Source organism: Saccharopolyspora sp. NPDC047091, from assembly GCF_040643635.1.
Taxonomy (GTDB): Bacteria; Actinomycetota; Actinomycetes; order Mycobacteriales; family Pseudonocardiaceae; genus Saccharopolyspora_C.
This window is the reverse complement of sequence record NZ_JBEYUS010000076.1, coordinates 1-22,581: the sequence shown is the minus strand read 5'-3', so window position 1 is coordinate 22,581 and position 22,581 is coordinate 1. Positions and strand designations below refer to the sequence as shown.

The 22,581-nt window shown below is 72.4% G+C and carries 23 protein-coding genes; 13 read left to right on the top strand and 10 right to left on the bottom strand.

Annotation, left to right across the window (positions count from 1 at the left end):
- Window positions 1–183: 183 nt before the first annotated feature.
- Both dacB and ABZ805_RS24955 read right to left on the bottom strand, forming a co-directional pair.
- A complete protein-coding gene (gene dacB, locus ABZ805_RS24960; RefSeq protein ID WP_358444911.1) occupies window positions 184–1,740 on the bottom strand; it encodes a D-alanyl-D-alanine carboxypeptidase/D-alanyl-D-alanine-endopeptidase in 1,557 nt (518 codons plus the stop codon).
- A gap of 100 nt (window positions 1,741–1,840) precedes the next feature.
- Window positions 1,841–2,323: a MarR family transcriptional regulator gene (locus tag ABZ805_RS24955; RefSeq protein WP_358444908.1), complete on the bottom strand. Its 483-nt coding sequence runs from the start codon at window positions 2,321–2,323 to the stop codon at window positions 1,841–1,843.
- 161 nt (window positions 2,324–2,484) lie between these two features.
- On the opposite strand from ABZ805_RS24955, the gene ABZ805_RS24950 reads away from it, so the two are divergent.
- Both ABZ805_RS24950 and ABZ805_RS24945 read left to right on the top strand, forming a co-directional pair.
- Entirely contained in the window at window positions 2,485–3,753 is a 1,269-nt protein-coding gene (locus tag ABZ805_RS24950) for an FAD-dependent oxidoreductase (RefSeq protein WP_358444905.1), read from the top strand.
- Window positions 3,750–4,406 (top strand): SDR family oxidoreductase, encoded by a 657-nt coding sequence (locus ABZ805_RS24945; protein WP_358444902.1) that lies wholly within the window; start codon window positions 3,750–3,752, stop codon window positions 4,404–4,406. The genes ABZ805_RS24950 and ABZ805_RS24945 overlap by 4 nt, the downstream gene beginning before the upstream one ends.
- A 219-nt stretch (window positions 4,407–4,625) precedes the next feature.
- Here ABZ805_RS24945 and ABZ805_RS24940 read toward each other — a convergent pair whose 3' ends face one another.
- Entirely contained in the window at window positions 4,626–5,543 is a 918-nt protein-coding gene (locus ABZ805_RS24940) for a hypothetical protein (protein ID WP_358444899.1), read from the bottom strand.
- 210 nt (window positions 5,544–5,753) lie between these two features.
- Here ABZ805_RS24940 and ABZ805_RS24935 point away from each other — a divergent pair, with 210 nt between their 5' ends.
- Window positions 5,754–6,020, top strand: a complete 267-nt coding sequence (locus ABZ805_RS24935; protein WP_358444897.1) for a hypothetical protein — start codon at window positions 5,754–5,756, stop codon at window positions 6,018–6,020.
- A gap of 76 nt (window positions 6,021–6,096) precedes the next feature.
- Here the strand turns inward: ABZ805_RS24935 and tesB are convergent, their stop codons facing one another.
- Entirely contained in the window at window positions 6,097–6,999 is a 903-nt protein-coding gene (tesB, locus tag ABZ805_RS24930; RefSeq protein WP_358444932.1) for an acyl-CoA thioesterase II, read from the bottom strand.
- A gap of 146 nt (window positions 7,000–7,145) precedes the next feature.
- Window positions 7,146–8,567, bottom strand: coding sequence for a pyruvate kinase (pyk, locus tag ABZ805_RS24925; RefSeq protein ID WP_358444894.1), 1,422 nt, complete (start codon window positions 8,565–8,567; stop codon window positions 7,146–7,148).
- Window positions 8,568–8,642: 75 nt separating this feature from the next.
- On the opposite strand from pyk, the gene ABZ805_RS24920 reads away from it, so the two are divergent.
- Complete coding sequence (locus ABZ805_RS24920) at window positions 8,643–9,011, top strand: VanZ family protein (protein WP_358444891.1); 369 nt, start codon at window positions 8,643–8,645, stop codon at window positions 9,009–9,011.
- Here the strand turns inward: ABZ805_RS24920 and ABZ805_RS24915 are convergent.
- Window positions 8,962–9,639 (bottom strand): DUF2461 domain-containing protein, encoded by a 678-nt coding sequence (locus ABZ805_RS24915; RefSeq protein ID WP_358444888.1) that lies wholly within the window; start codon window positions 9,637–9,639, stop codon window positions 8,962–8,964. The two genes, ABZ805_RS24920 and ABZ805_RS24915, sit on opposite strands and share 50 nt — an antisense overlap.
- Before the next feature lie 77 nt (window positions 9,640–9,716).
- Here ABZ805_RS24915 and ABZ805_RS24910 point away from each other — a divergent pair, with 77 nt between their 5' ends.
- On the top strand, window positions 9,717–10,388 hold the full coding sequence (locus tag ABZ805_RS24910; RefSeq protein WP_358444885.1) for a DNA alkylation repair protein: 672 nt from the start codon (window positions 9,717–9,719) through the stop codon (window positions 10,386–10,388).
- Window positions 10,389–10,443: 55 nt separating this feature from the next.
- Window positions 10,444–10,911, top strand: a complete 468-nt coding sequence (locus ABZ805_RS24905; RefSeq protein WP_358444882.1) for an SRPBCC family protein — start codon at window positions 10,444–10,446, stop codon at window positions 10,909–10,911.
- On the opposite strand, the gene ABZ805_RS24900 is transcribed toward ABZ805_RS24905, so the two are convergent.
- Together ABZ805_RS24900 and ABZ805_RS24895 are read right to left on the bottom strand one after the other, a co-directional pair.
- Window positions 10,908–11,486 carry a DinB family protein gene (locus ABZ805_RS24900; protein ID WP_358444880.1) on the bottom strand — a complete coding sequence of 193 codons (579 nt, stop codon included), beginning with the start codon at window positions 11,484–11,486 and terminating at the stop codon, window positions 10,908–10,910. The genes ABZ805_RS24905 and ABZ805_RS24900 overlap by 4 nt on opposite strands.
- A 94-nt stretch (window positions 11,487–11,580) precedes the next feature.
- The gene (locus ABZ805_RS24895) at window positions 11,581–12,018 is read right to left on the bottom strand and encodes a hypothetical protein (RefSeq protein WP_358444877.1); all 438 of its coding nucleotides are present in this window, start codon (window positions 12,016–12,018) and stop codon (window positions 11,581–11,583) included.
- A 132-nt stretch (window positions 12,019–12,150) separates the two neighbouring features.
- Here ABZ805_RS24895 and ABZ805_RS24890 point away from each other — a divergent pair, with 132 nt between their 5' ends.
- Window positions 12,151–12,729, top strand: coding sequence for a phosphotransferase (locus ABZ805_RS24890; protein WP_358444874.1), 579 nt, complete (start codon window positions 12,151–12,153; stop codon window positions 12,727–12,729).
- Window positions 12,730–12,738: 9 nt separating this feature from the next.
- Complete coding sequence (locus ABZ805_RS24885; protein ID WP_358444871.1) at window positions 12,739–15,069, top strand: LuxR C-terminal-related transcriptional regulator; 2,331 nt, start codon at window positions 12,739–12,741, stop codon at window positions 15,067–15,069.
- Between the two features lie 202 nt (window positions 15,070–15,271).
- On the opposite strand, the gene ABZ805_RS24880 is transcribed toward ABZ805_RS24885, so the two are convergent.
- On the bottom strand, window positions 15,272–16,567 hold the full coding sequence (locus tag ABZ805_RS24880; protein WP_358444868.1) for an MFS transporter: 1,296 nt from the start codon (window positions 16,565–16,567) through the stop codon (window positions 15,272–15,274).
- A gap of 159 nt (window positions 16,568–16,726) precedes the next feature.
- Between ABZ805_RS24880 and ABZ805_RS24875 the strand changes: the two genes are divergently transcribed.
- The 4 genes from ABZ805_RS24875 to ABZ805_RS24860 all read left to right on the top strand — a co-directional run bounded on the left by ABZ805_RS24875 (window position 16,727) and on the right by ABZ805_RS24860 (window position 20,714).
- A complete protein-coding gene (locus ABZ805_RS24875) occupies window positions 16,727–17,395 on the top strand; it encodes an acVLRF1 family peptidyl-tRNA hydrolase (protein ID WP_358444865.1) in 669 nt (222 codons plus the stop codon).
- A 251-nt stretch (window positions 17,396–17,646) separates the two neighbouring features.
- Window positions 17,647–19,275 (top strand): ABC-F family ATP-binding cassette domain-containing protein, encoded by a 1,629-nt coding sequence (locus tag ABZ805_RS24870; protein WP_358444863.1) that lies wholly within the window; start codon window positions 17,647–17,649, stop codon window positions 19,273–19,275.
- Between the two features lie 329 nt (window positions 19,276–19,604).
- A complete protein-coding gene (locus ABZ805_RS24865) occupies window positions 19,605–19,814 on the top strand; it encodes a helix-turn-helix domain-containing protein (protein ID WP_009942935.1) in 210 nt (69 codons plus the stop codon).
- 114 nt (window positions 19,815–19,928) lie between these two features.
- Window positions 19,929–20,714, top strand: a complete 786-nt coding sequence (locus tag ABZ805_RS24860; RefSeq protein WP_358444860.1) for an enoyl-CoA hydratase/isomerase family protein — start codon at window positions 19,929–19,931, stop codon at window positions 20,712–20,714.
- Between the two features lie 126 nt (window positions 20,715–20,840).
- On the opposite strand, the gene ABZ805_RS24855 is transcribed toward ABZ805_RS24860, so the two are convergent.
- The gene (locus ABZ805_RS24855) at window positions 20,841–21,644 is read right to left on the bottom strand and encodes a sugar isomerase domain-containing protein (RefSeq protein ID WP_358444858.1); all 804 of its coding nucleotides are present in this window, start codon (window positions 21,642–21,644) and stop codon (window positions 20,841–20,843) included.
- Between the two features lie 203 nt (window positions 21,645–21,847).
- Between ABZ805_RS24855 and ABZ805_RS24850 the strand changes: the two genes are divergently transcribed.
- Window positions 21,848–22,471 carry a TetR/AcrR family transcriptional regulator gene (locus ABZ805_RS24850; RefSeq protein WP_358444855.1) on the top strand — a complete coding sequence of 208 codons (624 nt, stop codon included), beginning with the start codon at window positions 21,848–21,850 and terminating at the stop codon, window positions 22,469–22,471.
- The last annotated feature ends 110 nt before the right edge of the window (window positions 22,472–22,581 follow it).

Below are 22,581 nucleotides of genomic sequence, written 5' to 3'. Positions count from 1 at the left end.
GCGGGATGGTCGACCAACGGATGCCACGTTAGCTCCCACGACCCTACGGCAACCCCGGCATGACCCTGGCCGCACCCTGACCGGTTCCCGAGACCGAATCGGGATAACCCCCGTTTCCGGTGACAACGCGAAGAGACGACCTTTCCCCGGTGTTCGGCACAAATCCGGCAATGGCGATCAGGGTCAGCAGGACTTCGTCCAAGAACACTCCGCGCCCGATTCCGATCCCGTTCCGGCGGTGTTCTTCCTGGGCAGCGCGGGGACGTGTTCGGCACGGCCCGGGTACTGCGCGAGCCGGACCGCGATCGCGTCCTCGAGATCGGTCGGCGAGTCGCCGAGGAAATCGTTGAACAGCACGGAGAACACCAGTTCGCGCCCGTCCGCCGCGGTCGCGTAGCCGGCCAGCGAGCTCACCCCGGACAGCGATCCGGTCTTCGCGGACACCTTCCGCTCGGCGGGAGTGCCCGCCATCCGGTTGCGCAGGGTGCCGCCGACCATGCGGTCCGGTGCGCCCGCGAGCGGCAGCGCCGCTTTGAAGTCCGCGAACCACGGCCTGCTCCGCACCTGGTCGAGCAGCAGCGCCTGCTGGTCGGGCGGGATGCCGTCGACCGCGGAGAGCCCGGACCCGTCCACCAGCCGCAGCCGCGCCGGATCGACGCCGAGCTCGGTGAGCCGTCCGGTGAGCACGTCGAGCCCCGCAGGCCACGAGCCGGTGCCGCGGGCGTGCCTGCCCATCTCCTTCACCAGCACTTCGGCGTGCCCGTTGTTGCTGAGCTTGAGGAACGGCACCAGCAGGTCGCGCAGCGGCATCGAGTCGCGCGCGGCGAGCACCCGCGCGCCTTCGGGGGTGGCGCCGGTTCCGGTGCCGCCGACCTGCACGCCGTGCGCGCGCAGTGCCCGCACGAACACGTCGACGGCGTACGCGGCCGGGTCGGGGACGCTGGTGAACTCCTCGGCGGGTTCGGACCCGGCGGGCACCGACCCGGAGACCACGACGCGGTCACCGCCGTGCTCGCGGGTGACCGCCAGCGTCGATTCGGAGCCGGGCTCGCCGGTGGTGGCCCGCACGTCCAGCCGGATCGCGCCGGTCGCGGGCTGCGGGTCCACCCGCACCGGCAGGCCGGGCGCGGTCGGGGCCACCCGCAGCTGCACGGTTCCGGCGTCGTAGTCCTCGTCCGGTGCGACGGTCAGCGCCGACACCGGCGCCGAGTAGTAGTAGGGCTCGTCGTCCCACGCCCAGCCGGTGCCGAGCGGCACGTCGTCGAACCAGGTCGCGTCGGCGCGCACCGCGCCCTGCACGACCCGCACGCCGCGGTCGGCGACCTGGGCGGCCAGCCGGTCGTAGTCGGCGGCCAGCACGGTCGGATCCCCGGTGCCGCGCAGGTACAGGTCGCCGAGCAGCAGCGGCCCGGCTTGCGGTGCGGCGGCGCGCACCTCGGTGCGGAAGCGGTGCTCGGGCCCCAGCTCGTCGAGGGCGGCCGCGGCGGTGAACAGCTTCGCCGTGGAGGCGGGGGTGGCGCGGGCGGCGGGTTGCCTGCTGTAGAGCACCTGGTCGGTGTCCGGGTCCCGCACGACGACGCCGGCGTGCGCGCCGTCGAGCCGCGGGTCGGCGAGGATCCGGTCGAGGTCGGCGCGCAGCGCGTCGGGCCCGGTGGGGGCGGCGCTCGGCGGTGCGGAGAGCAGCGGGACGGCGAGCACGCCGAAGAGGATCAGCACGAGAACCGGAACCCAGCGACGCATCGCGCCCCCTCGTGGCGGGAGTGGGAGGGAGTCCGGGCGAAGACCCACCCGCCCGCACCAGGCGAAACCTAGGCGACCGCCCGGGCGGGGTCAACGACCATCAGGCCGAACCGGCGGGTTCTCCGGAGGCGGCCTCGGCGGCGAAGTCCCGCATCGCGTGCTGCATCCGGTGCAGGAACCGGTGCACGACGGCGAGTTCGGCGGCGTCGAACTCGGCCAGCACCGCGCGGCCGCGACCGGCGAGCGCGCCGAAGTACTCCCCGGCGAGCGAGCGCGCCGAGTCGGTGGGGCGCAGCTGGACCTGCCTGCGGTCGGTGCCCTCGCGGGTGCGCTGCACGTGGCCCCTGGCTTCGAGCCGGTCGACGATCGCGGTGACCGCCCCGGAGGTGAGCACGAGTTCGCGGCGGAGGGCGCGCGGTGTCGCGGGGGTGCCGAGCTGGTCCGCGTCCATGATCAGGACCAGGGCGCGCACGTCCGTGGGGTGCATGCCGTGCCTGGTCGCGAAGGCCTGCGAGATCCGTTCGCCTTCGACCCCCTGCCGGTGCAGCAGTTCCAGCACCTGGCTCTCGATCGGTGGTTCCACCGCTCGCCCTCCCCCCGACATGCGCTGCGGCTGGATCATACCAATGGTCTATTCTCTCAACAATTGACACAGTCGTCGACCGTCATTAGTTTGAGGCGAGACGTGCCGGGAACCCCGATCCCGCTCCGGGACCGGGCGAACGGAGGACGAAGGTGAACCCCATGCCGGACGACACTCGGCCGCACTGCGCGATCGCAGGCGGCGGGCCGGGCGGCATGCTGCTCGCCTACCTGCTGGCCCGCGCGGGCGTGCGGGTGACGCTGCTGGAGTCGCAGCGGGACTTCCGGCGCGAATTCCGCGGCGACTCGCTGCACCCGTACACGCTGGAGCTCATGCAGCGGCTCGGGCTCGCCGACGACCTGCTGCGGCTGGAGCACAACCGCGCCACGACCTTCCGCTTCCACACCAGCTCCGGGGTCGTCACCACCGCCGAGTACGGCGGGCTGCGCGGCCCCTTCCCCTACGTGGCGCTGATGCCGCAGGCCCGGTTCCTCGACTTCCTCGCCGAGCGGGCCGCGGAGCTGCCCGGGTTCCGGCTGCTGCTGGGTTCCAAGGTCACCGGGCTCGTCGAGGAGTCCGGCCGGGTCACCGGCGTCCGCTACCGCGACGACGAGGGGGAGCACCGGCTGGACGCCGACCTGGTGGTGGGCGCCGACGGCCGGTTCTCCCGGCTGCGGCGGCTCGCCGACCTGCCCGTGGAACCGCTCGGCGGCGGCTCGGACATCCTGTGGTTCCGGCTCCCCCGGCACCACCAGGACCCGCCCGCCGCCGATGCCGAGCTCTACTTCGGGCCGGGGCACTACGTCTCCACCCTCGGCCAGGACCACGGCTGGCAGGTCGGCTACACGATCCCGAAGGGCGGCTACCCGGCGGCGAAGCGGGCCGGGGTCGGTCCGATCCGGGACTTCCTCACCGCCCGGGTGCCCTGGCTCGCCGACCGGGTCGGCAAGCTCACCGGGTTCGACGAGATCACCCTGCTGTCGGTGGAGATCTCCCGCGCGTCCCGCTGGCACCGGCCCGGGCTGCTGCTCATCGGCGACGCCGCGCACGTGATCTCCCCGGTCGGCGGCAACGGAATCCTCATGGCGATCCAGGACGCCGTCGCCGCCACCACCGTGCTCGTCCCCGAGTTCCGGCGCACCGGAGCCCCCGGCGAAGCGGCGCTCGCCGAGGTGCAGCGCCGCCGCGAACCGGCCGTCGAACAGGTGCAGCGCCAGCAGGTGCGCACCGAGCAGCGGGTCGCGGCCGCGCTCGCCGGCGACGGGGACTTCCGGCCGAACCGGCTGCTGCGCGCCGTGCTGCGGCTGCCCGCGGTGCGCCGCCGCGGGGCCCGCGCCAACGCCTACGGACCGTTCCCGCCCGAGCTCGACCTGACCCTGCTGGACCCCCGATCCGACCCGGCCGGCGGGCCGGCGCGAAGGAGCCGATGACGATGCTGGTGACCGTGCTCGGTGCGACCGGGAAGACCGGTTCGCTGATCGTGGCGGAGTTGCTCGCGCGCGGGCTGACGGTGCGCGGCGTCCTGCGCCGCCCCGAAGCCGCCGACGAGCTGCGCGCCCGCGGCGCCGAACCGGTGGTCGCCGACCTCCGGTCCGACACCGGGGCGCTGGCCGCCGCGCTGTCCGGATCGGACGTCGTGATCAACGCGGCGGCCGCGAGCGACCCGCAGCCCGGGCTGGCCGAAGCCGTCGACCGCGACGGCGCGATCAACGCCGTCAAGGCCGCGGAGAAGGCGGGCGCCGACCGGTTCGTGCAGGTGTCCTCGCTGTTCGCGGACCGCCCGGACGAAGGCCCCGAGTTCCTGCACCGGGTGCTGCGCGCCAAGCAGGCCTCCGACCTGGCGCTGGCCGAATCCGGGCTGGCCTGGACGATCGTGCGCCCCGGCGGGCTCACCGACGATCCCGGCACCGGACTGGTGCGGCTGGCGGACCGGCTCACCGTCGCGCCGGGCATCCCGCGCACCATCCCGCGGGCGGACGTCGCCGCCGTCACCGCGGCCGTGCTCGACGAGCCGTCCAGCCGGTGCCGCGGATTCGACCTCACCAGCGGCACCACCGCGATCGCGGCCGCGCTCGCCGCCTGATCTCGGGCCGGGCGGGTCACCTCGCGCCGGGAACCCGCTCCGAGAGCGGTCCGGCTCCGATCGCAGACCGACCGGGGCCGGGCCGCGCCCGTCACACCGGCGCGCCGGGCAGGGAACAGGTCGGCCGCCGCCGGCTCGCCGGGCCGCACGACGACCTCGATCGGCGCGGTGTTCATCGTCTTCACCGGCGGCGCGGGGCCGCCGAACCTCGGCACCCGATCACCAAGGGAACGTGCGGACGTCCTCGATCAACTCGAATTCCCGAGAATGCTCGCCCGCGTCCAACCCGATCTCAATCCCCGCCAGCAGCACCTCGACCTCACCCGGAGAGCCCGCGGATCGAGCCCGGATGAACTTCAGCGCGTAGATCCTGTCCAAGCATCCGACCCCGTCATCGCGCGCGACCTTCCACAAGAACGCTTCGCCCTCGCCGCGGAAATGATCTCCCCAACAAACGAGCTCCTCCGCCGCGATCAGACGGACGAACAGGTCGCACGCAGGATCGGACATGACGGTTCGGAATACCGAGCAGGCCTCTTTCGAGTAGTCCGCCCCGAGGGAGTACAACACCCTCGCCGCCGATACGAGATCCATCCCGCCGACAGATCTGTCGAGCAGCAACAAGCGCAGCCCGGCTGCCACATCGGCACGCTTGTCACCTGCGACCGAAATCAACTTGGTGCCGGCACGAATTCGATGCCGCACCGGCAACGAGGCGTCGTTCAGGATCGGCAACAACGCGATCGGATCCACCCGATCACGCGCACCAGCGGATTCCGCTCTGGAGCGGTTCGGGGTGATCGAATTCCCGCCGGCCGGCGAGACGTACCGTTCGAGCAGTGCGACGGTCTCGCCGCCTGAGACGACCCCGCCGGACTCGGCCGGCAGCAGTTCCTTCGAGGCCGCCTCCCAGTACGCGAGCCACCGCGCAACGTCGGCGTCTCCCTTCCCGCAGGCCCGCACCAAGCTCTCCACCACCTCCCGCTTGGGGAGGCGTTTACCGGCCAACGCGTCCGAGAGCGTGCTGCGCGGCAAGGTCCGCCCGTGCGCCGCCGCCCTGCGCTCGATCTCCCGAAGTCCCGGATCTCCGGCCTCGATGATGAGTCCCCGCATTGTGACGACGAAGTCTCCGATCACCGAAGCCCGCCTCTCCGCCGACCGCACCCCACCCCCCGAATTTTTCGAAACCGTCCGAGATCGTCCGAATACCGAGCGTATCCGTCCGTGATCGTCCGGCTTGTTCCGGGGCTGTCCACAGCCCTTCCCCTGCCGGGCATCCGGCGATTTGCTCGACCCGGAGCACGACGGGACGGATCGTGCGACGACGAGCCCGGAGGAGACGGCGCAGTGCACCTGCCCACACTGGCGGCACTACCGATGACCCCTATTGCAGTCTGGATCGCAACTCGCGTCATTCTGCACATCATCGATGCAGCGGTTGCATTAACTATCACGATCGTCGCACTGCGCGAAGCCCCCGCCCACGAGAGGGCCGGAATCCTCCGCACCATTCCCGCAGTCCTCCACCCGGAACAATCGAAGAGAAAACGGCACGAACGGGAAAAGACCGCCACACCGAACCGCCCCGGAAAACGTCACCGCGCAACGAGATGAACCCCGGCACGACAAAAAGAACGGGACTTCCCGAACATTCGAGAAGTCCCGTTCCCATCGTCGATCCGGAATCGGATCAGTCCAGGACCCGGAGGAGTCCTTCCTGCACGACGGTGGCGACCAGGCGCCCGTCGCGGGAGAAGAACCGGCCGGTGGCCAGCCCGCGGGCGCCGGAGGCGCTGGGCGAGGCGCAGTCGTAGAGCAGCCACTCGTCGGCGCGGAACGGGCGGTGGAACCACATGGCGTGGTCCAGGCTCGCCCCGGACACCTTGTCCAGCATCCAGTACACGCCGTGCCGCACCAGCACCGAATCCAGCAGGGTCAGGTCGGACGCGAACGCCGCCATGCACACGTGCAGCAGCTTGTCGTCCGGCAGCACGCCGTCGGCCTTCATCCAGACCTGGCTGCGCGCTTCCCGCTCGCCGTTCTCCTTGCGGACCCACGGCGGGTCGGTGACGTAGCGGACGTCGATGGGCCGCGGCTGGTACGGCGTGCCGCCCATCTGCCCGAGCAGCCCGCCGACCTGCTCCCCGTAGGTCGGGAGCGACTCGGGGTCGGGCACGTCGGGCATCTGCTCGGCGTGGTCGATGCCGTCCTCGACCAGCTGGAACGACGCGGACAGCGAGAAGATCGGCTTGCCGTGCTGCACCGCCACGACCCGGCGGGTGGTGAACGACCGGCCGTCCCGGGTGCGGTCCACCTCGTAGACGATCGGCACGCTCGGATCGCCGGGCCGGATGAAGTAGGCGTGCAGCGAGTGCACCGGCCGGTCCTCGGGCACCGTGCGCCCGGCGGCGACCAGCGCCTGACCGGCGACCTGGCCGCCGAAGACCCGCACCGGCGACTCGGCGGGGCTGACCCCGCGGAAGATGTTCTCCTCGATCCGCTCCAGGTCGAGCAGAGCGATCAGCCGGTCCAGGACGGGCTGCCCGTGCGGCACCCCGTTCACGTCCAGCGGGACCGAGCTGTCGATGTGCAGGCCGGCCGGGTCGGCGGCCGCGGCTCGTGCCGCTTCGGTCACTTCTGCTCCTCGGGCGTTCTCGGGTGGTTCACCGGGCGGGAACTCCGGTGGTTCCCGCCCTGCCGGTCAACGTCGACCGACCCCACCTCCGCGCGCGGCACGGATCAGACGTGGTCTTCCTCGCCGAGGCGGTGCACCCGGATCAGGTTCGTCGAACCCACGGTGCCCGGCGGGGAACCGGCGACCACGACCACCATGTCACCGCGCTGCGAACGGCCGAGCGACAGCATCGCCTGGTCCACCTGCCGGACCATTTGGTCGGTCGTGTCCACTTTAGGCACGAGGAACGTTTCCGTCCCCCAAGTGAGAGCGAGCTGACTGCGCACCGATTCCTCGGGGGTGAACGCCAGCAGCGGCAACCGGGTGTGCAGCCGGGCGAGCCGCCGCACGGTGTCGCCGGACTGGCTGAACGCCACCAGCGCCTTCGCGCTGAGCCGCTCCCCGATGTCGCGGGCCGCGTAGGAGATGACGCCCCGCTTGGTGCGCGGCACGTGGCTCAGCGGCGGCGGCGTGGGCGAGCCCTCCTCGACGGCTTCGACGATGCGGGACATCGTCTGCACCGTCTCGATCGGGTAGTCACCGACGCTGGTCTCGCCGGAGAGCATCACCGCGTCGGTGCCGTCCAGGACGGCGTTGGCGACGTCCGAGGTCTCGGCGCGGGTCGGCCGCGAGTTGTGGATCATCGAGTCCAGCATCTGGGTGGCCACGATGACCGGCTTCGCGTTCTCCCGAGCGATCCGGATCGCCTTCTTCTGGACCAACGGGACGTGCTCGAGGGGGAGTTCCACGCCGAGGTCACCGCGGGCGACCATGACGCCGTCGAAGGCCAGCACGATGGCCTCGAGGTTGTCCACCGCCTCCGGCTTCTCCAGCTTCGCGATCACCGGCAGCCGGTGGCCGACCCGGTCCATCACCTGGTGCACCAGGTCGATGTCGGCGGGGCTGCGCACGAAGGACAGCGCGATGAAGTCCACGCCGAGCTGGAGGGCGAACTCGAGGTCCGCGACGTCCTTCTCGGACATCGCGGGCACCGACACGTCCATGCCCGGCATGGACAGTCCCTTGTGGTCGGAGACGGGGCCGCCTTCGACGACGTCGCAGACGACGTCGTTGCCCTCGACGGCGGAGACGGTCAGACCCACCTTGCCGTCGTCGACCAGGACTCGGTCACCGACCTTGGCGTCGGCGGCCAGTCCCTTGTAGGTGGTGGAAACGCGATCGTGGGTGCCTTGCACGTCGTCGATCGTGATTCGCACGACGTCGCCGGTGTTCCACTCGACCGGACCTTCCGCGAACTTGCCGAGGCGGATCTTCGGTCCTTGCAGGTCGGCGAGGATGCCGACGGCACGGCCACTTTCCTTGGCGGCGGTACGCACCAGGTCGTAGACCTGCTGGTGGTCGCCGTGGCTGCCGTGGCTGAAGTTCAACCGGGCGACGTCCATTCCGCTGCTGACGAGCTCGGCCACCTTCTCCGGTGAGGCGGTGGCGGGGCCCATGGTACAAACGATCTTGGCTCGTCGACTCACGTTGCGTCAGCCTAGTCTCTCCGGACGCGCGTCGAATACGCAGCCACCGGGAAACGAACCGATCGGGATCTTGCGGTGCTGAATCATTCCAGGCCACGCCCCGGACAGCTGCTCTTCGGAGCGGTCGTCGGGGTCAGCCTGATCGTCCTGTTCACCCCGGAGTCCGGGGTGCCGTCGGCGCCGCCGGGCACCGACAAGGTCGTGCACCTGGTGCTGTTCGCGGCGCTCGCGTGGTCCGGTCGCCTCGCCCGGCTGCCGCTGCTTCCGCTGGCCGCCGGGCTCGTGGCGTACGCGGGGCTCTCGGAGGTGCTGCAGGCGGTGCTGCCGCTGGGGCGCAGCGGCGACGTGCTGGACGGGCTGGTCGACGTGCTCGGCGCGCTGCTCGGCCTGCTGGTCAGCGCCGCCGGTCGCTGGGTCCTACGTGGTCGGCGCACCACCGGTTGAGCTCGCGCAGTTCCCGCCACGCCGTGCGGACCCGGGTGAGGCAGCCGCGTTCGTGCAGCAGGTCGTCCGGCGCCCAGCGGCGCGCCACGTGCAGCGAGCGGTGCCGCAGCAGCTCCAGCCGCGGGTGGTCGGCGGAGACGCCGCGCGGGCGGGTGGCGAGCACGTCGCCGCCGCGCTCCCACTTCTTGCCCAGCGCGGCCAGGATCTCCTCCAGCGCCGTGCCGTGCAGCGGTTCGTCCACCGCCGTCCGGTAGCGGGCCAGCTGGTCGGGTTCGGCGTGGAAGCAGCCGCCCGCGACGAGCAGCCCGTCCGCGCTGATCTCCGCGTAGTAGGCGCCGCCGCCGCGGCCCGCCTCGACGACGGCACCGCAGTGCGTCTTGTACGGCGACTTGTCCTTGCTGAAGCGCACGTCCCGGTGCGGGCGGAACACCTTGCCCTTGCCGGTCGCCCCGCCGGCGTCGACCTCGGCGGCGAACTCGGGTTCCAGCTCGGCCAGCAGCGCCTCCATCGGGCCGCGCACCTGCTCCCGGTAGACGGCCTGGTGGTCGCTCCAGTAGGCCTTGGAGTTGTCGGCCTCCAAGCCCTCGTAGAACTCGACCGCCCCGTCCCCGAACCCCTCGAACCGCATCGGCCCAGCCTAGGAGACCGCTGATCGTCCCTGGTGACCACGTAGCCTCCGCGGAGGCGGACCATGCGGAGGCGGCGGTGGGTGTGACCACGGTGGACGAGGTGCGGACCGAGCTCGCCGAGCTCGAGGACCCGAAGGTGCGGGCCGTGAACGAACGGCACGGCGACGACCACGGCGTGAAGCTGGGCCCGCTGCGCGCCATCGCGAAGCGGCTGGGGAAGCGGCACGAGCTCGCGCGGGAGCTGTGGGCGACCGGGGATTCCGCGGCGCGGCTGCTGGCCGTCCTGATCTGCCGTCCGAAGGAGTTCGACCAGGCCGAGCTGGACGCGATGCTGCGCGCCGCACGCACCCCGAAGGTGCAGGACTGGCTGGTGGCGAACGTGGTGCGCAAGAGCCCGCACGCCGAGGCGCTGCGCCGCTGCTGGCACGCCGACCCGGACTCGGTGGTGGCGAGCGCCGGGTGGGCGCTGACCACCGACCGCATCGGCCGCTCGCCCGGCGGCCTCGACCTGCCCGGACTGCTCGACGAGATCGAGCAGCGGATGCGGGACGCGCCGGAGCGGTTGCAGTGGGCGATGAACGGCTGCCTCGCCCGCATCGGGATCGAGCACGCCGAGCACCGCGCGCGGGCGATCGACATCGGCAGGCGGCTCGGGGTCCTCGCGGACTACCCGACGCCGCCGGGCTGCACCTCCCCGTACGCCCCGACCTGGATCACCGAGGTGGTGCGGCGCCGCGAGCACGGCTAGCGGCGCGGCCGCGCGCGGGCCAAGGTGGCGGCACCGCCGAGCGAAGGAACGTCCGATGAGCGCAGCCGTACCGGACTACACCTGCATCAGCTACCTCCGCGCCACCCCCGAGCAGGTGTGGGACGCGCTGACCGACGCGGAGGCGACCGCCAGGTTCTGGGGACACTCGCAGGTCTCCGACTGGCAGGTCGGCAGCCGGGTCGACCACGTGCGCATCGACGGCTCCGGCGTCGCCGAGGTGTCCGGCCGGGTCGTCGAAGCGGACCGGCCGCGCCGCCTGTCGTTCGGCTTCGACGAGACCGAGAACTTCGACGTGGCCGGATTCGAGCCGAGCGTGGTCACGTTCGACATCGAACCCGGCCGCGGCATCGTGCGGCTCACCGTCACCCACTCCGCGCTCGCGGACCTCGACGCGTACCGGATGGTCGGTCAGGGCTGGCCCGCGGTGCTGTCGAACCTGAAGACGCTGCTGGAGACCGGCGAGGTGCTGCCGCAGGACCCGTGGACGTTCGACGCCGGCTAACCGGCGGTGCGAGCGATCTCCTCGAGGTGCTCGCGGTAGTCCGCCCACCACCGCTCGTCCTGCTCCGGCAGGTTGCTCCCGGTCGCGCGCCTGCCCGCGGCACCGTCGATGAGCTCGCGGACCACGTCGGCGTGACCGGTGTGGCGGGCGGTCTCCTCCAGCATGTGGCACAGCAGCCGGTGCAGGATGATCTCGCCGCGTTCCGGCGGCCACCACGGCACCCGGCCCGCGGCGTCCAGCGGCAGCGCCGCGATGGTCGCGTCCGCGTGCGCCCAGGCGCGGTGCCAGAAGCCGATGATCTGCTCGCGGGATTCCTCGGCGGTGGCGTACATGTCCTCGTTGCGCTCGCCGCCGTCCTCGATCCACGGCATCGGTTCGGGGAACGGGCGGTCGTACACCTCGCCGAAGTAGCCCACCGCCACGCTCGCCACGTGCTTGAGCAGGCCCAGCAGGTTCGTGCCGGTCGGCGTCAGCGGCCGCCGCACGTCCTGCTCGGAGAGCCCGTCGAGCTTCCACAGCAGCGCGTCGCGGGCGTCGCGCAGGTACTGGTGCAGGTCGTCCTTGTGGTCGGTCATGCGCGCAGCGTGGCACCGGGCACCGACGTTCCGCGCGCGAATTTCGCCCCGGGTGACCGCCTCGTCCGCCGGTGCGAGCGGGCGGACGGCCTGGTCAGCCGACGTGGACGTAGCGCTGCATGCCGACCTGGCGGTGGTTGCCGACCGGGCACCAGAAGTCGTAGGTGCCGCGGGTGAGCGTCACGGTGAGATCGGCGGAGGCACCGGTCTTGACCGTGATCGTGCGCTTGTCCGCCACGCCCGGTCCCTTGATCTCCAGCGCGTGCGGCGCGATCCCCCGGTTCACCGCGCGGAAGGTGTAGCGCCCCGGCGGCAGGTGCGCGGGCAGCAGCAGCCGGTAGTCGACCATCGTCACCAGCAGGTGCCTGGCGGGCTGCTCGGCCGCGGCGGGTGCCGGTGGTGGCGCGGCGGGTGCCGGTGGTCGCGCGGCCGGTGCCGCGGCGGCCGCGGACGCCCCGCCGCACAGGCCCGCGACCAGCGCTACCGCACCCAGCAGCGCCCCCGCTCCCCTGCTCGCATCGTTCCCTCGCATCGCGCACCCCCTGCGCATCGGCGCGGACAACGGCCGCCTCCCACGGTAGGACCGCGCGGCGCCCCGCTCTCGCCGGTCGCGGCGGAGGAAAATCCGGGCGACGTGACACCCGGCACCGGCTACCGTGCGCCCGTGATCGACGAGGTCGCCCGCGCGCACGGCCTGGACGTGCGGATCGACGGGGTCGATGCGACCGGGGGGGAAGCGCTGCGCACCGACGTCGCCGACCGGCTCGCCGAGGGGTCGCCGAGCCGGCCGTACCGGAGCGCTGCGCGGACCGGTGGCGGCGGTGGCTCGACGACGACCGGTGCCGGGGGCGAGGGCGTACCGGTGCACCACGACCTCAGCCCCGACCACACGCTGGTGGACGGCGCGGCCACCCTCACCGGGCTGCTCGACTGGGCGGATGCCGGCGTCGACGACCCGGTGAGCGACTTCGTCGCCCCGCTCGCCGCGTTCGCCCCGCTCGCCGCGTTCGGCCCGGAAGCGCTGGACCGGCTGCCGGCTGCCTACCGCGCGGCGGGCGGAGACCCGGAGCGGCCGCGGCGGGAGCACGTCGCGGCGCTCACCGCGTTCCGCCGGACCGTCTCGCCGGGGTTGCACGGACTGCGCACGGGCAGCGGCGCTTCGTCGATCTCGCGCTCGCCCGCCTCACCTGCGCGGAGCGCTGACCTGCAAGATCGGCCCGACTGCGGGGGCGAGCCGGGTTAGGCTCGGGGTGTGGTCTCCAGTGCGCGCTCGGCCCGCGTCCGCGAGTCGGCGGGCAACCTACCGGTCGACGTCACCAGCTTCGTCGGCCGTCGGCACGAGATCACCCGGACGAAGCGGTTGCTCGCCGAATCCCGGCTGGTGACCCTCACCGGCCACGGCGGAGTCGGCAAGACGCGGCTGGCGTTGCGGGTGGCCGCCGGGATGCGGCGGATCTTCCGGGACAAGGCGTGGTGCGTGAGCCTGGAAGAGCTCCGCGACGGCACGCTGATCGCCGAAGCCGCCATCGAGCAGCTCAGCCTCGGCGGACCGTCCTCCGGGACCGACGTGGACGCCGTCGTCGAGCACCTCAAGCACCGGGAGATGCTGCTCGTCCTCGACAACTGCGAGCACGTCATCGAGGACGCCGCGCTGTTCGTCGACTCGGTGCTGCGCTGGTGCCCGGGGGTGCGGGTGTTGGCCACCAGCAGGCAGTCCCTCGGCGTGGCCGGGGAGGCGACCGTGGTGGTGCCGCCGCTGCAGATCCCCGACCTCGACGACCCGCCGCCGCCCGAGTCCTACGAGCAGTTCTCCTCCGTGCGGTTGTTCCTCGACCGCGCCCGCGCCACGGTGCCGGACTTCGAGGTCACCGAGGAGGACGGCGCGGTGCTGATGCGGCTCTGCGCGCGGTTGGACGGGAATCCGCTGGCCATCGAGCTCGCCGCGGTGCGCCTGCGATCGCTGTCCCTGCACCAGCTGGAAGAGCGGCTGGTGGAGCGCTACGCGCTGCTCAGCGAGGGCCGCCGCGGCGCGCCCGCCCGGCAGCAGAGCCTGCGCGCGCTGATCGACTGGAGCTACGAGCTGTGCTCCGAGCAGGACCGGATCGCCTGGGCGCGGGTGTCGGTGTTCGCGGGCAGCTTCGGCCTCGCCGCCGCCGAGCACGTCGCCAGCAACGGGCTGAGCCCCGTCGACGTGCTCGGCGCGATGCACTCGCTGGTCGACCAGTCGATCCTGGTGCGCGAGCAGGAAGGCGACGAAGTGCGGTTCCGGCTGCTGCACGCGCTGCGCGACTACGGGCAGGAACGCCTGGACGCCGCGGGCGAGCGGCAGCCGGCCCTGGGGCGCCACCGCGACTGGTACGCGGAGGTCGCCGAGCGCTTCGCCGCGGAGTGGCTCGGGCCCGACCAGGTGTCGTGGGTGCGGGAGCTGCGGCTCGACCTGGACAACGTGCGGCTCGCGCTGGACTCGGCCGTGCACCGGCCGGACACCGCCCCGCAGGCGCTGCGGCTGGCGGCGCGGCTCACCCCGTTCTGGGGCATCCGCGGGCTCAACGGCGAAGCCCGGCACTGGTTGGAGACCGCGCTCGCGCACGCCCCCGCCGACGCCCCGGAACGGTCCGAAGGGCTGCGGGCCAACGCCTGGTTCGCGCTGGTGCAGGGCGACACGGCGGCCGCGGAACCGCTGCTGGCCGAAGCGGGCGAACTGGCCGCCGAGCACGACGACGAGTTCGAGATCGCCTACGTGACCCAGATCCGGGGCATGGCCGCGTTCTTCCACAACGACCTCGCCGAAGCGGAACGGCTGCTCACCGACGCGCTCGGCCGCTTCCAGGACCTGGCCGCGCCCAACGGCGAATGGTTCGGGCTGTTCGCGCTCGGCCTGGTCAAGGGGGTCCGCGGCGACCACGAAGGCGGGGTCGCGCTGCTGCGGGAGTGCATCGCGGCGACCACCGGGCGCGGCGAACTGTTCTGGCGGTCCACGGCGCTGTGGGCGGACGCGCACATCGAGATCCTGCGCGGCGCCTCGGCCCGGGCGGAGACCGCGGCGAAGGAGGCCCTGCGGCTGCAGCGCAGGCTGGACAACCGGCTCTCCAGCGCGTTCACCATGGACATCCTCGCGTGGATCGCGCACGGGCTGGGCCGCGACGAGCGGGCCGCGCGGCTGTTCGGCGCGGCCTCCGCGGTGTGGGACGCGGTGCGCGCGGCGCCCGAGTTCTACGCGAGCTTCCGCAACGCCCACGACGAGCACGAGCGCGGCGCGCGGCAGGCCCTGGGCGACCGCGCCTTCCGGGAGGCCTACGACCGCGGCTACCAGATGTCCTCGGAAGCCGCGGTGGACTACGCGCTGGAGCTCAAGCGGGCCACCCGCAGCGTGGCCCCGGACGAGCTGTCGGCGACGACGCTGACCAAGCGCGAGCGGGAGATCGCCGAGCTCGTCGCGCAGGGCCGGACGAACAAGGAGATCGCGGAGTCGCTGGTGATCGCGCAGCGCACCGTGGAAGGCCACGTGCAGCACATCCTGACGAAACTGGACTTCACCTCCAGAGCCCAGATAGCGGGCTGGCTCGCGGGGCGCCGGGGGTGAGGCACTCCTGTTGCTCGTCGGGGCGGGTGGCGGAACCTCAGCGGTCTTCTCGCTGCGGGATCGTTTTCACAGGTGGCTCCGCCACATGCGAAAACGCTGTCCTCGCGAGAAGACCGCTGAGAACCCGCTGCGGTGCCGGTGGCGTAGGTGGTCGTCAGCTCAGCGGCTTCGCCGCTGACGGGATGAAGCGCGTGGCGGGGTTTCAGCTGGTCGGCGGGGCTTCTTCGAGGGTTCGGCGGTAGGTCTCGGTGAGCAGGTAGCCGGAGCCGAGCGAGATGAGGCAGACCGCGATCACGTACCCGGCGATGGCCATCGACGAGCCGGTCCAGCCGTACAGCGCGGCGCAGATCATCGGTGCCAGCCCGCCGCCGAAGATCGCCGCCAGCTGGTAGGCGAGCGACGCACCGCTGTAGCGGAACCGGGTGCTGAACAGCTCGGCGAAGTAGGCCGACTGCGGCCCGTACACGGCGGTCCGGCACACCTGCACCACCATCCCGCCCAGCAGGAACAGCGCGATCGACCCGCTGTCGACGAGCAGGAAGTACGGCACCGCGAACACCGCCAGCCCCGCCATGCCCGCCATCGACATGCCGCGCCGCCCGATGCGGTCGGGCAGCAGCCCGAACGCCAGCATCAGCGGGATGTCGACGAAGCTGAGCAGCGCGTTCGCCCCGAGGATCGTGGTGCGCTCGTAGCCCAGCGAGGTCGTCGCGTACGCCACGATCCAGGTGGTGCCCACGTAGAAGGTGGCGTTGGTGGCGAGGAACGAGCCGGCGGCGAGCGCCACGATCCGCGGGTGCTCGCGCAGCACGTCGAGCACCGGTGCCCGGGTCCGCGGCCGTTCGCGCGCGGCGTGCTGGAACACGGGGCTCTCGCTGATCCGCAGCCGGATGAGCAGGCCGACGCCGATCAGCACCCCGCTGCACAGGAACGGCACCCGCCAGCCCCAGGCGAGGAACGCGGCCTCGTCGAGCCCGGCGGACAGCGCGGAGAACGCGAGGTTGCCCAGCAGCAGCCCGGCGGGCACCCCGATCTGCGGCCAGCTGCCGTAGAACCCGCGCCGGTGCGCCGGCGCGTGCTCCACCGCCATCAGCGCGGCCCCGCCCCATTCGCCGCCGACGCCGATGCCCTGCGCGAACCGCAGCACCACCAGCAGCAGCGGGGCGCCGACGCCGATGGTCCCGTAGGTCGGCAGCACCCCGATCAGCACGGTCGCCACGCCCATCAGCAGCAGCGAGGCGACGAGCACCGGTTTCCGCCCGCGCCGGTCGCCGTAGTGCGCGAACAGCACCCCGCCCAGCGGCCGCGCGATGAAGCCGACGGCGAAGGTGGCGAACGCGGCGACGGTGCCGAGCAGCGGTTCGAAGGCGGGGAAGAACAGCCGGTTGAACACGAGCGCGGCCGCGGTGCCGTAGATGAAGAAGTCGAACCATTCGATGGTGGTGCCGATCAGCCCGGCGAACGCGACCCGCCGGGCGCTGGAAGGGGGAGTGGTCATCTCGGCACGCCTTCCGCTCGAGGTGGTCCAGATCATCCGCACCGGGTCGGTGCACGTCAACGGGCCTGCCGATCGCCGCAGCCGGGTGCGGTCGGGCGGAGTGCGGTGCTGCGCCGAACGCCGTCGCGCCGGTGCGCCCGCGCGTGCTGGGATGGGGACATGCGCAGCAGGGAACTCGCCGGGGGCGGCCGGGCCGTGGCGGTGCCGCCGGAGCGGCTGGCGGGCTGGTTCGAACGCTTCGCGGTCCGGCACGGCGGGGCGGAACGCACCGAGCTCACCGCGCGCGAGGTGCTGGTCACCGCCGCCGACGGCGCGACCGCCCAGGTCGAGGTGGCGTTCGCCGACCTCCCCGAACCGCTCGGCGAACGAGCCGGTCTGGCGGTGGAACCGCTGGTGGAGCACGCGCGCACGCCCCGGCGGATCGGGCTGGTGCTGGTGCGCCTCGGCGCGCACAGCGTCGGCATCGCCCGCGCGGGCGCGGTCGAGGTCTCGCACACGGACCGGCACCTGGTGCACGGCCGGAACAAGGCGGGCGGCCAGTCCCAGCAGCGCTTCGCCCGCCGCCGCGAAGGCCAGGCCCGGCGCTCGCTGGAGTCGGCCGCCGCCGACGTCGCCCGGGTGCTGCTGCCGGAGCGGAACCGGCTGGACGCGCTGGTGCTCGGCGGTGATCGCCGGGCGCTGGACGCGCTGCGCGCCGAACCCCGGCTGCGGGAGTTCCTGGCCACCGCCGAACCACGGGTGCTCGACGTCCCGGAGCCGCGGCGTTCGATCCTCGACGACGCGGCCGAGCGCGCCACCGCCGTCGAGGTCCACGTCCGCGAGCCGTGACCGCCCGGTCGCGTCCCGTCGCCGCTGCGCGGAGTGCGCGCCGAGGCCGCGGGACCGGCCGCTACACTGGGCACGTGGTGAGCAAGCGCGCGACGAACAGGTGCGCGGCGGAGCTCCGCCTGCGGGGGCCGCGCACGACGGTCTCCGCCGATTAGCCGCGGTGCCCTCGGCCCGTCGAACCCGGTGACCGGACCGGCCTGCGGCGGGCGTCCCCGTGATCTCGCTCGACCACTACGTCTTCGGAGTTTTCCTTGATCTCTGCCTCGGGCCTAGAACTGCGCGCGGGTTCGCGCATCCTGCTCTCCGGCGCCACGTTGCGCGTCCAGCCGGGTGACCGCATCGGCCTGGTCGGCCGCAACGGCGCGGGCAAGACGACGACGCTGCGGGTGCTCGCCGGCGAGGGCGAGCCCTACGCCGGGGATCTCACCCGGCGCGGCGAACTCGGCTACCTGCCGCAGGACCCCCGCGAAGGCGACCTGTCGGTCACCGCGAAGGACCGGGTGCTCTCCGCCCGCGGCCTCGACCAGCTGCTGCGCGACATGGAGAAGGCGCAGACCGCGATGGCCGAGCTCGCCGACGACCGGCAGCGGGACAAGGCCATCAACCGCTACGGCAAGCTGGAGGAGCGCTTCGGCGCCCGCGGCGGCTACGCGGCCGAGAGCGAGGCCGGGCGGATCTGCTCGAACCTCGGGCTGGCGGACCGCATCCTGTCCCAGCCGCTGCGCACCCTCTCCGGTGGTCAGCGCAGGCGCGTCGAGCTGGCCCGCATCCTGTTCGCCGCCTCCGAGTCGGGGCCCGGTGGCCGCTCGGCGACGACGCTGCTGCTGGACGAGCCGACGAACCACCTCGACGCGGACTCGATCAACTGGCTGCGCGAGTTCCTCCGCGCCCACGACGGCGGGCTCGTGGTCATCAGCCACGACGTGGACCTGCTGGCCGACGTGGTGAACAAGGTCTGGTTCCTCGACGCGGTCCGCGGCGAGGCCGACGTCTACAACATGGACTGGAAGCGCTACCAGGAGGCGCGCGCCGCCGACGAGAAGCGCCGCCGCCGCGAGCGCGCCAACGCCGAGAAGAAGGCCTCCGCGCTGATGGCGCAGGCCGACAAGATGCGCGCCAAGGCCACCAAGGCCGTCGCCGCGCAGAACATGGCCCGCCGCGCGGAGAAGCTCGTCAACGACCTGGAAGACGAGAAGGTCGACGACAAGGTCGCCAAGATCCGCTTCCCGGACCCGGCGCCGTGCGGGCGGACCCCGCTCACCGCGAGCGGGCTGTCGAAGTCCTACGGCTCGCTGGAGATCTTCAGCGGCGTCGACCTCGCGGTCGACCGCGGTGCGAAGGTCGTCGTCCTCGGTCTCAACGGTGCGGGCAAGACCACGCTGCTGCGGCTGCTCGGCGGCATGGAAGAGCCCGACGCGGGCGGTATGGAACCCGGCCACGGCCTGCGCGTCGGCTACTACGCGCAGGAGCACGAGACCCTCGACCACGACGCGAGCGTGTGGGCGAACATCCGCAGCGCCGCCCCGGACACCCCGGAGCAGCAGCTGCGCACCCTGCTCGGCGCGTTCCTGTTCCGCGGCGAACAGCTGGAGCAGCCCGCGGGCACCCTCTCCGGTGGCGAGAAGACGCGACTGGCGCTGGCGGGCCTCGTTTCCAGCGCGGCGAACGTGCTGCTGCTCGACGAACCGACGAACAACCTGGACCCCGCGAGTCGCGAACAGGTCCTCGACGCACTGCGCAGTTTCACCGGAGCGGTGGTCCTGGTCACGCACGATCCAGGAGCGGTGGAAGCACTCGAGCCGGAACGGGTGATCCTGTTGCCCGACGGGACCGAGGACCACTGGTCGGCTGATTACTTGGAGCTAGTGCAACTCGCCTGACGAGTGGTTTTTCCCACCACGATCTTTCCGTAACGCGTCACGGTCCGCTGCGACGACCGGTCGCTGCTCGCGACGAGCGGCGGCCGACCCCGGACAGTGATCACGCTCTGAACAGCGAAAACGTCGTGGGATGGCGATCCTCACCGCCGGATGTCGCGAGTTGGCTAGACCGAACGGTCGAGCGCATTCCGGTGATCGCAGCCTATCGATCTCAACCGTTGGGCGATCTTTTTGCATGATCGCCTGGCGTTTACGGCCGTCCTGTTCGATCATTGCGACGACAGGGGTCGCGAGCGGCCCGACCTGTTCGGAGGGAAGGCGGGGACACTGTGGCTGACCTGAAGAAGGGTGCGCGAATTACAGGGAGCGCCCGGGACAAGCTTGCCAGTGACCTGAAGAAGAAATACGAGAAGGGTGCGAGCATTCGCGCTCTCGCCGAGGCGACCGGCCGTTCCTACGGGTTCGTGCACCGAGTCCTCAGCGAGTCCGGGGTGCAGCTGCGCGGACGTGGGGGTGCGACGCGGACCAAGAAGAAGTGACCCTGCGGGCATGATCGGTTCGATGCGGTCCGTTTTCGACAGGCGGGTAACGTCTTGCGCGGTTCCTGTCCGGTCAACGCAGAACTGATGGAGGCCCGCTTGGAGCAGTCGAGGATGGACGCCGACCTTCTGGACCGTGGCGGTGTGGGGCTCACGGTCCAGGGGCGGCGCGCCACCATCACACTTGATCGCCCGGACAAGTTGAACGCGCAGACGCCCGCCACCTGGGCGGCATTGCGCGAGATCGGCCAGTCGCTCGACCCGGAGGTCCGGGTCGTCGTGGTGCGCGGGCGGGGGCGCGCGTTCTCCGCAGGGCTGGACCGGCGGTTGTTCGGGGCCGACGAGGTGGACGGCGAGCCCGGCCTGGTCTCGCTGGGGCAGCGCCCCACCGAAGAGGCCGACGCGGCGATCGCCACGTTCCAACAGGGATTCAGCTGGCTGCGGGAACCCGACCGGGTGACCATCGCGGCCGTGCACGGGCACGCCATCGGCGCGGGCTTCCAGCTCGCCCTGGCCTGCGACCTGCGAGTGCTGACCGAAGACGCTTCGCTGCGAATGGCCGAGACCGGACTGGGGCTGGTCCCGGACCTCGGCGGGACCTTGCCACTGGTGCGCGCGGTGGGTTATGCGCGCGCCGTGGAGATCTGCGTGAGCGGCCGGGACGTTCCGGCCGCGGAAGCGCTGCGGATCGGACTGGCCAATTCGGTCGTCGCCGCCGAGGAACTCGATTCGGAGCTGGACCGGCTGTTGGAGGCGCTGAGCGCGCCGCCGGAAGGCGCGGTCCGCGAAACGCTGGCGCTGCTGGCCCAGGCCGACGAGGCCGTGGACCCGGAGCAGCAGCTGGCGGCGGAGCGGGCGGCGCAGATCCGCCGCATCTCCGGCATGCTCGGCTCCGGCTGAGCGTTCTCGAACCCGGCGTTCGCCCGAATCCCGGCGCTGTCCGCGCGGGGGATTGTTCTTGTCGGGACTTCCGAACCGGGGCCGGTTCCGCATCGCGCGGGACCGGCCCCGGTTCGCTTTCCGGGATCAGACGAGTCCGGGGACCCGGGCGCCGTAGTGCTGCAGGTTCGCCTTGTTCGCCTCGTCGCCGCCGACGGTGTTGGCGCTGCGCCACACCGGCAGCGGCACCTCCGCCCGCTGCGCGGCGTCGTGCAGCTCCACCAGCAGCATGTTCCACAGGTAGGCGTTGGACAGCGAGGAGAGCGGCGCGGTCACCGGCTCCGCCACCGGGTAGCTGGCGTCGCCGCCCGGCACCAGCGTGTCCAGCACGATCCCGGCCTGGGCCGCGAGGGTCGTGCCCGCGCGCAGCGGGGCGTCGGCGGAGGCCAGCGGCGAGGTGATCGCGATGACCACCGACCCCGCTTCCGCCGCGGCGGTCGCCAGCTCCACCGGGTACGGGTTCACCCCGGAGTTGGAGAACACGACGAGCGCGTCCAGCCCGCCGCGGAACCCGGCCTCGGTGAGGACCTCGCGGGCGAGGCCGCTGGTGCGCTCGGTGTTGGTGGAGGCCACCGCGCCGTGCAGCGGCAGCAGGTCGGGGTGGTACAGCGGGCGCACCGCGGCGAGACCGCCCGCGCGGTAGAACGACTCCATTACTCCGGCGAGGGAGTGGCCGGCGCCCGCGGTGAACACGAGGCCGTCCGCGCGCACGCAGTCGAGCAGCGCCTCCGCCGCCCCGCGCAGCGCCGCCGCGTTGTGCTCGCCGATGGTGCGCAGGTGCGCGAGGGTCGGTTCCGCGTGGTGCGGTCCGGTCACGGCCGGTGTCGGTGCCGGTGCTGGCTCGGCGGTCGAGGTGGCCTCGGGGTGGCCGGTGCCGGGATTGTCGGGCATGCGCGGACTCCTGGGTGTGAACTGCGGAACTCTGCCGGTCTATACCAATGGTGCGGGTGCTGGCAACCGAGGTGCGGCCCGCGGGCGGCGCCGTGTTGATCGCGGTGCGATGATCACTCTCGCGCTACACTGGTTACTCTGCGGTGTCGGTCGTGGACGGGCGCCGCGCACGACCGAGTCGACGCAAGATCAACAGGGGTTGCATGCCGCAGCGTAGGAATCGTCGGGTCCAGCTCGCCGACGCCGCGATCGAGGTGCTGGCGCGGGACGGGGGCCGCGGCCTGACCCATCGGGCCGTGGACCGCGAAGCGGGCTTCCCCGAGGGCACCACCAAGAACTACCACCCGAACCGGGACGCCCTGTACGTGGCGATCGCGCGGCGGATGGCGGACCAGCAGACCGCGGCGATGCGGGTGCTGCGGGAGACCATGCCGGACGGCGTGTCCGCCGACGACGTGCGGGCGCTGTACCTGGCGATGCTGCGCCGGATGGCGGGTTCGGCCCGCTCGCAGTTCCTCGCGCTGTTCGAGCTCCAGCTGGAAGGCGTGCGGAATCCGCAGGTGCGCTCGGCGCTCGGCGAGATGACCTTGGCCGGCGTCGACTCGGCCGTCACCCTGCACGCCGCCGTGGGCGAGCCGATCTCCGCGCGCGGCGGCGGGCTGCTGGAGGCCGGGATGATGGGCGTGGCGATGTCGATGCTGAGCCTGCCGGACGACGTGGTCGGCCGGATCGGGTTCGGCGACCCCGACGAGCTGGGGCGCTCGCTGCTGGGGATGGCGGTGGACGCGGAGCCCGCGGACGGGCTCCTCCGCGGCCGGGCGAGCTGACCGCCGGGCAAGTTCCGAGACCGTGCGCGGGCCGCCCGCCCCCTGGTGAACGTGCTGCCCGCGCTGCCGGACACCCAGCAGCAGGACGGTGACCAGCCCGCGGCGCTCGC

Bases quoted from the DNA above. Each gene is read 5' to 3' on its own strand.
- dacB (WP_358444911.1), bottom strand. From the start codon at position 1,740: ATGCGTCGCTGGGTTCCGGTTCTCGTGCTGATCCTCTTCGGCGTGCTC.
- ABZ805_RS24950 (WP_358444905.1), top strand. From the start codon at position 2,485: ATGCCGGACGACACTCGGCCGCACTGCGCGATCGCAGGCGGCGGGCCG.
- ABZ805_RS24945 (WP_358444902.1), top strand. From the start codon at position 3,750: ATGACGATGCTGGTGACCGTGCTCGGTGCGACCGGGAAGACCGGTTCG.
- ABZ805_RS24915 (WP_358444888.1), bottom strand. From the start codon at position 9,639: ATGCGGTTCGAGGGGTTCGGGGACGGGGCGGTCGAGTTCTACGAGGGC.
- ABZ805_RS24905 (WP_358444882.1), top strand. From the start codon at position 10,444: ATGAGCGCAGCCGTACCGGACTACACCTGCATCAGCTACCTCCGCGCC.
- ABZ805_RS24900 (WP_358444880.1), bottom strand. From the start codon at position 11,486: ATGACCGACCACAAGGACGACCTGCACCAGTACCTGCGCGACGCCCGC.
- ABZ805_RS24895 (WP_358444877.1), bottom strand. From the start codon at position 12,018: ATGCGAGGGAACGATGCGAGCAGGGGAGCGGGGGCGCTGCTGGGTGCG.
- ABZ805_RS24880 (WP_358444868.1), bottom strand. From the start codon at position 16,567: ATGACCACTCCCCCTTCCAGCGCCCGGCGGGTCGCGTTCGCCGGGCTG.
- ABZ805_RS24875 (WP_358444865.1), top strand. From the start codon at position 16,727: ATGCGCAGCAGGGAACTCGCCGGGGGCGGCCGGGCCGTGGCGGTGCCG.
- ABZ805_RS24860 (WP_358444860.1), top strand. From the start codon at position 19,929: ATGGACGCCGACCTTCTGGACCGTGGCGGTGTGGGGCTCACGGTCCAG.
- ABZ805_RS24855 (WP_358444858.1), bottom strand. From the start codon at position 21,644: ATGCCCGACAATCCCGGCACCGGCCACCCCGAGGCCACCTCGACCGCC.
- ABZ805_RS24850 (WP_358444855.1), top strand. From the start codon at position 21,848: ATGCCGCAGCGTAGGAATCGTCGGGTCCAGCTCGCCGACGCCGCGATC.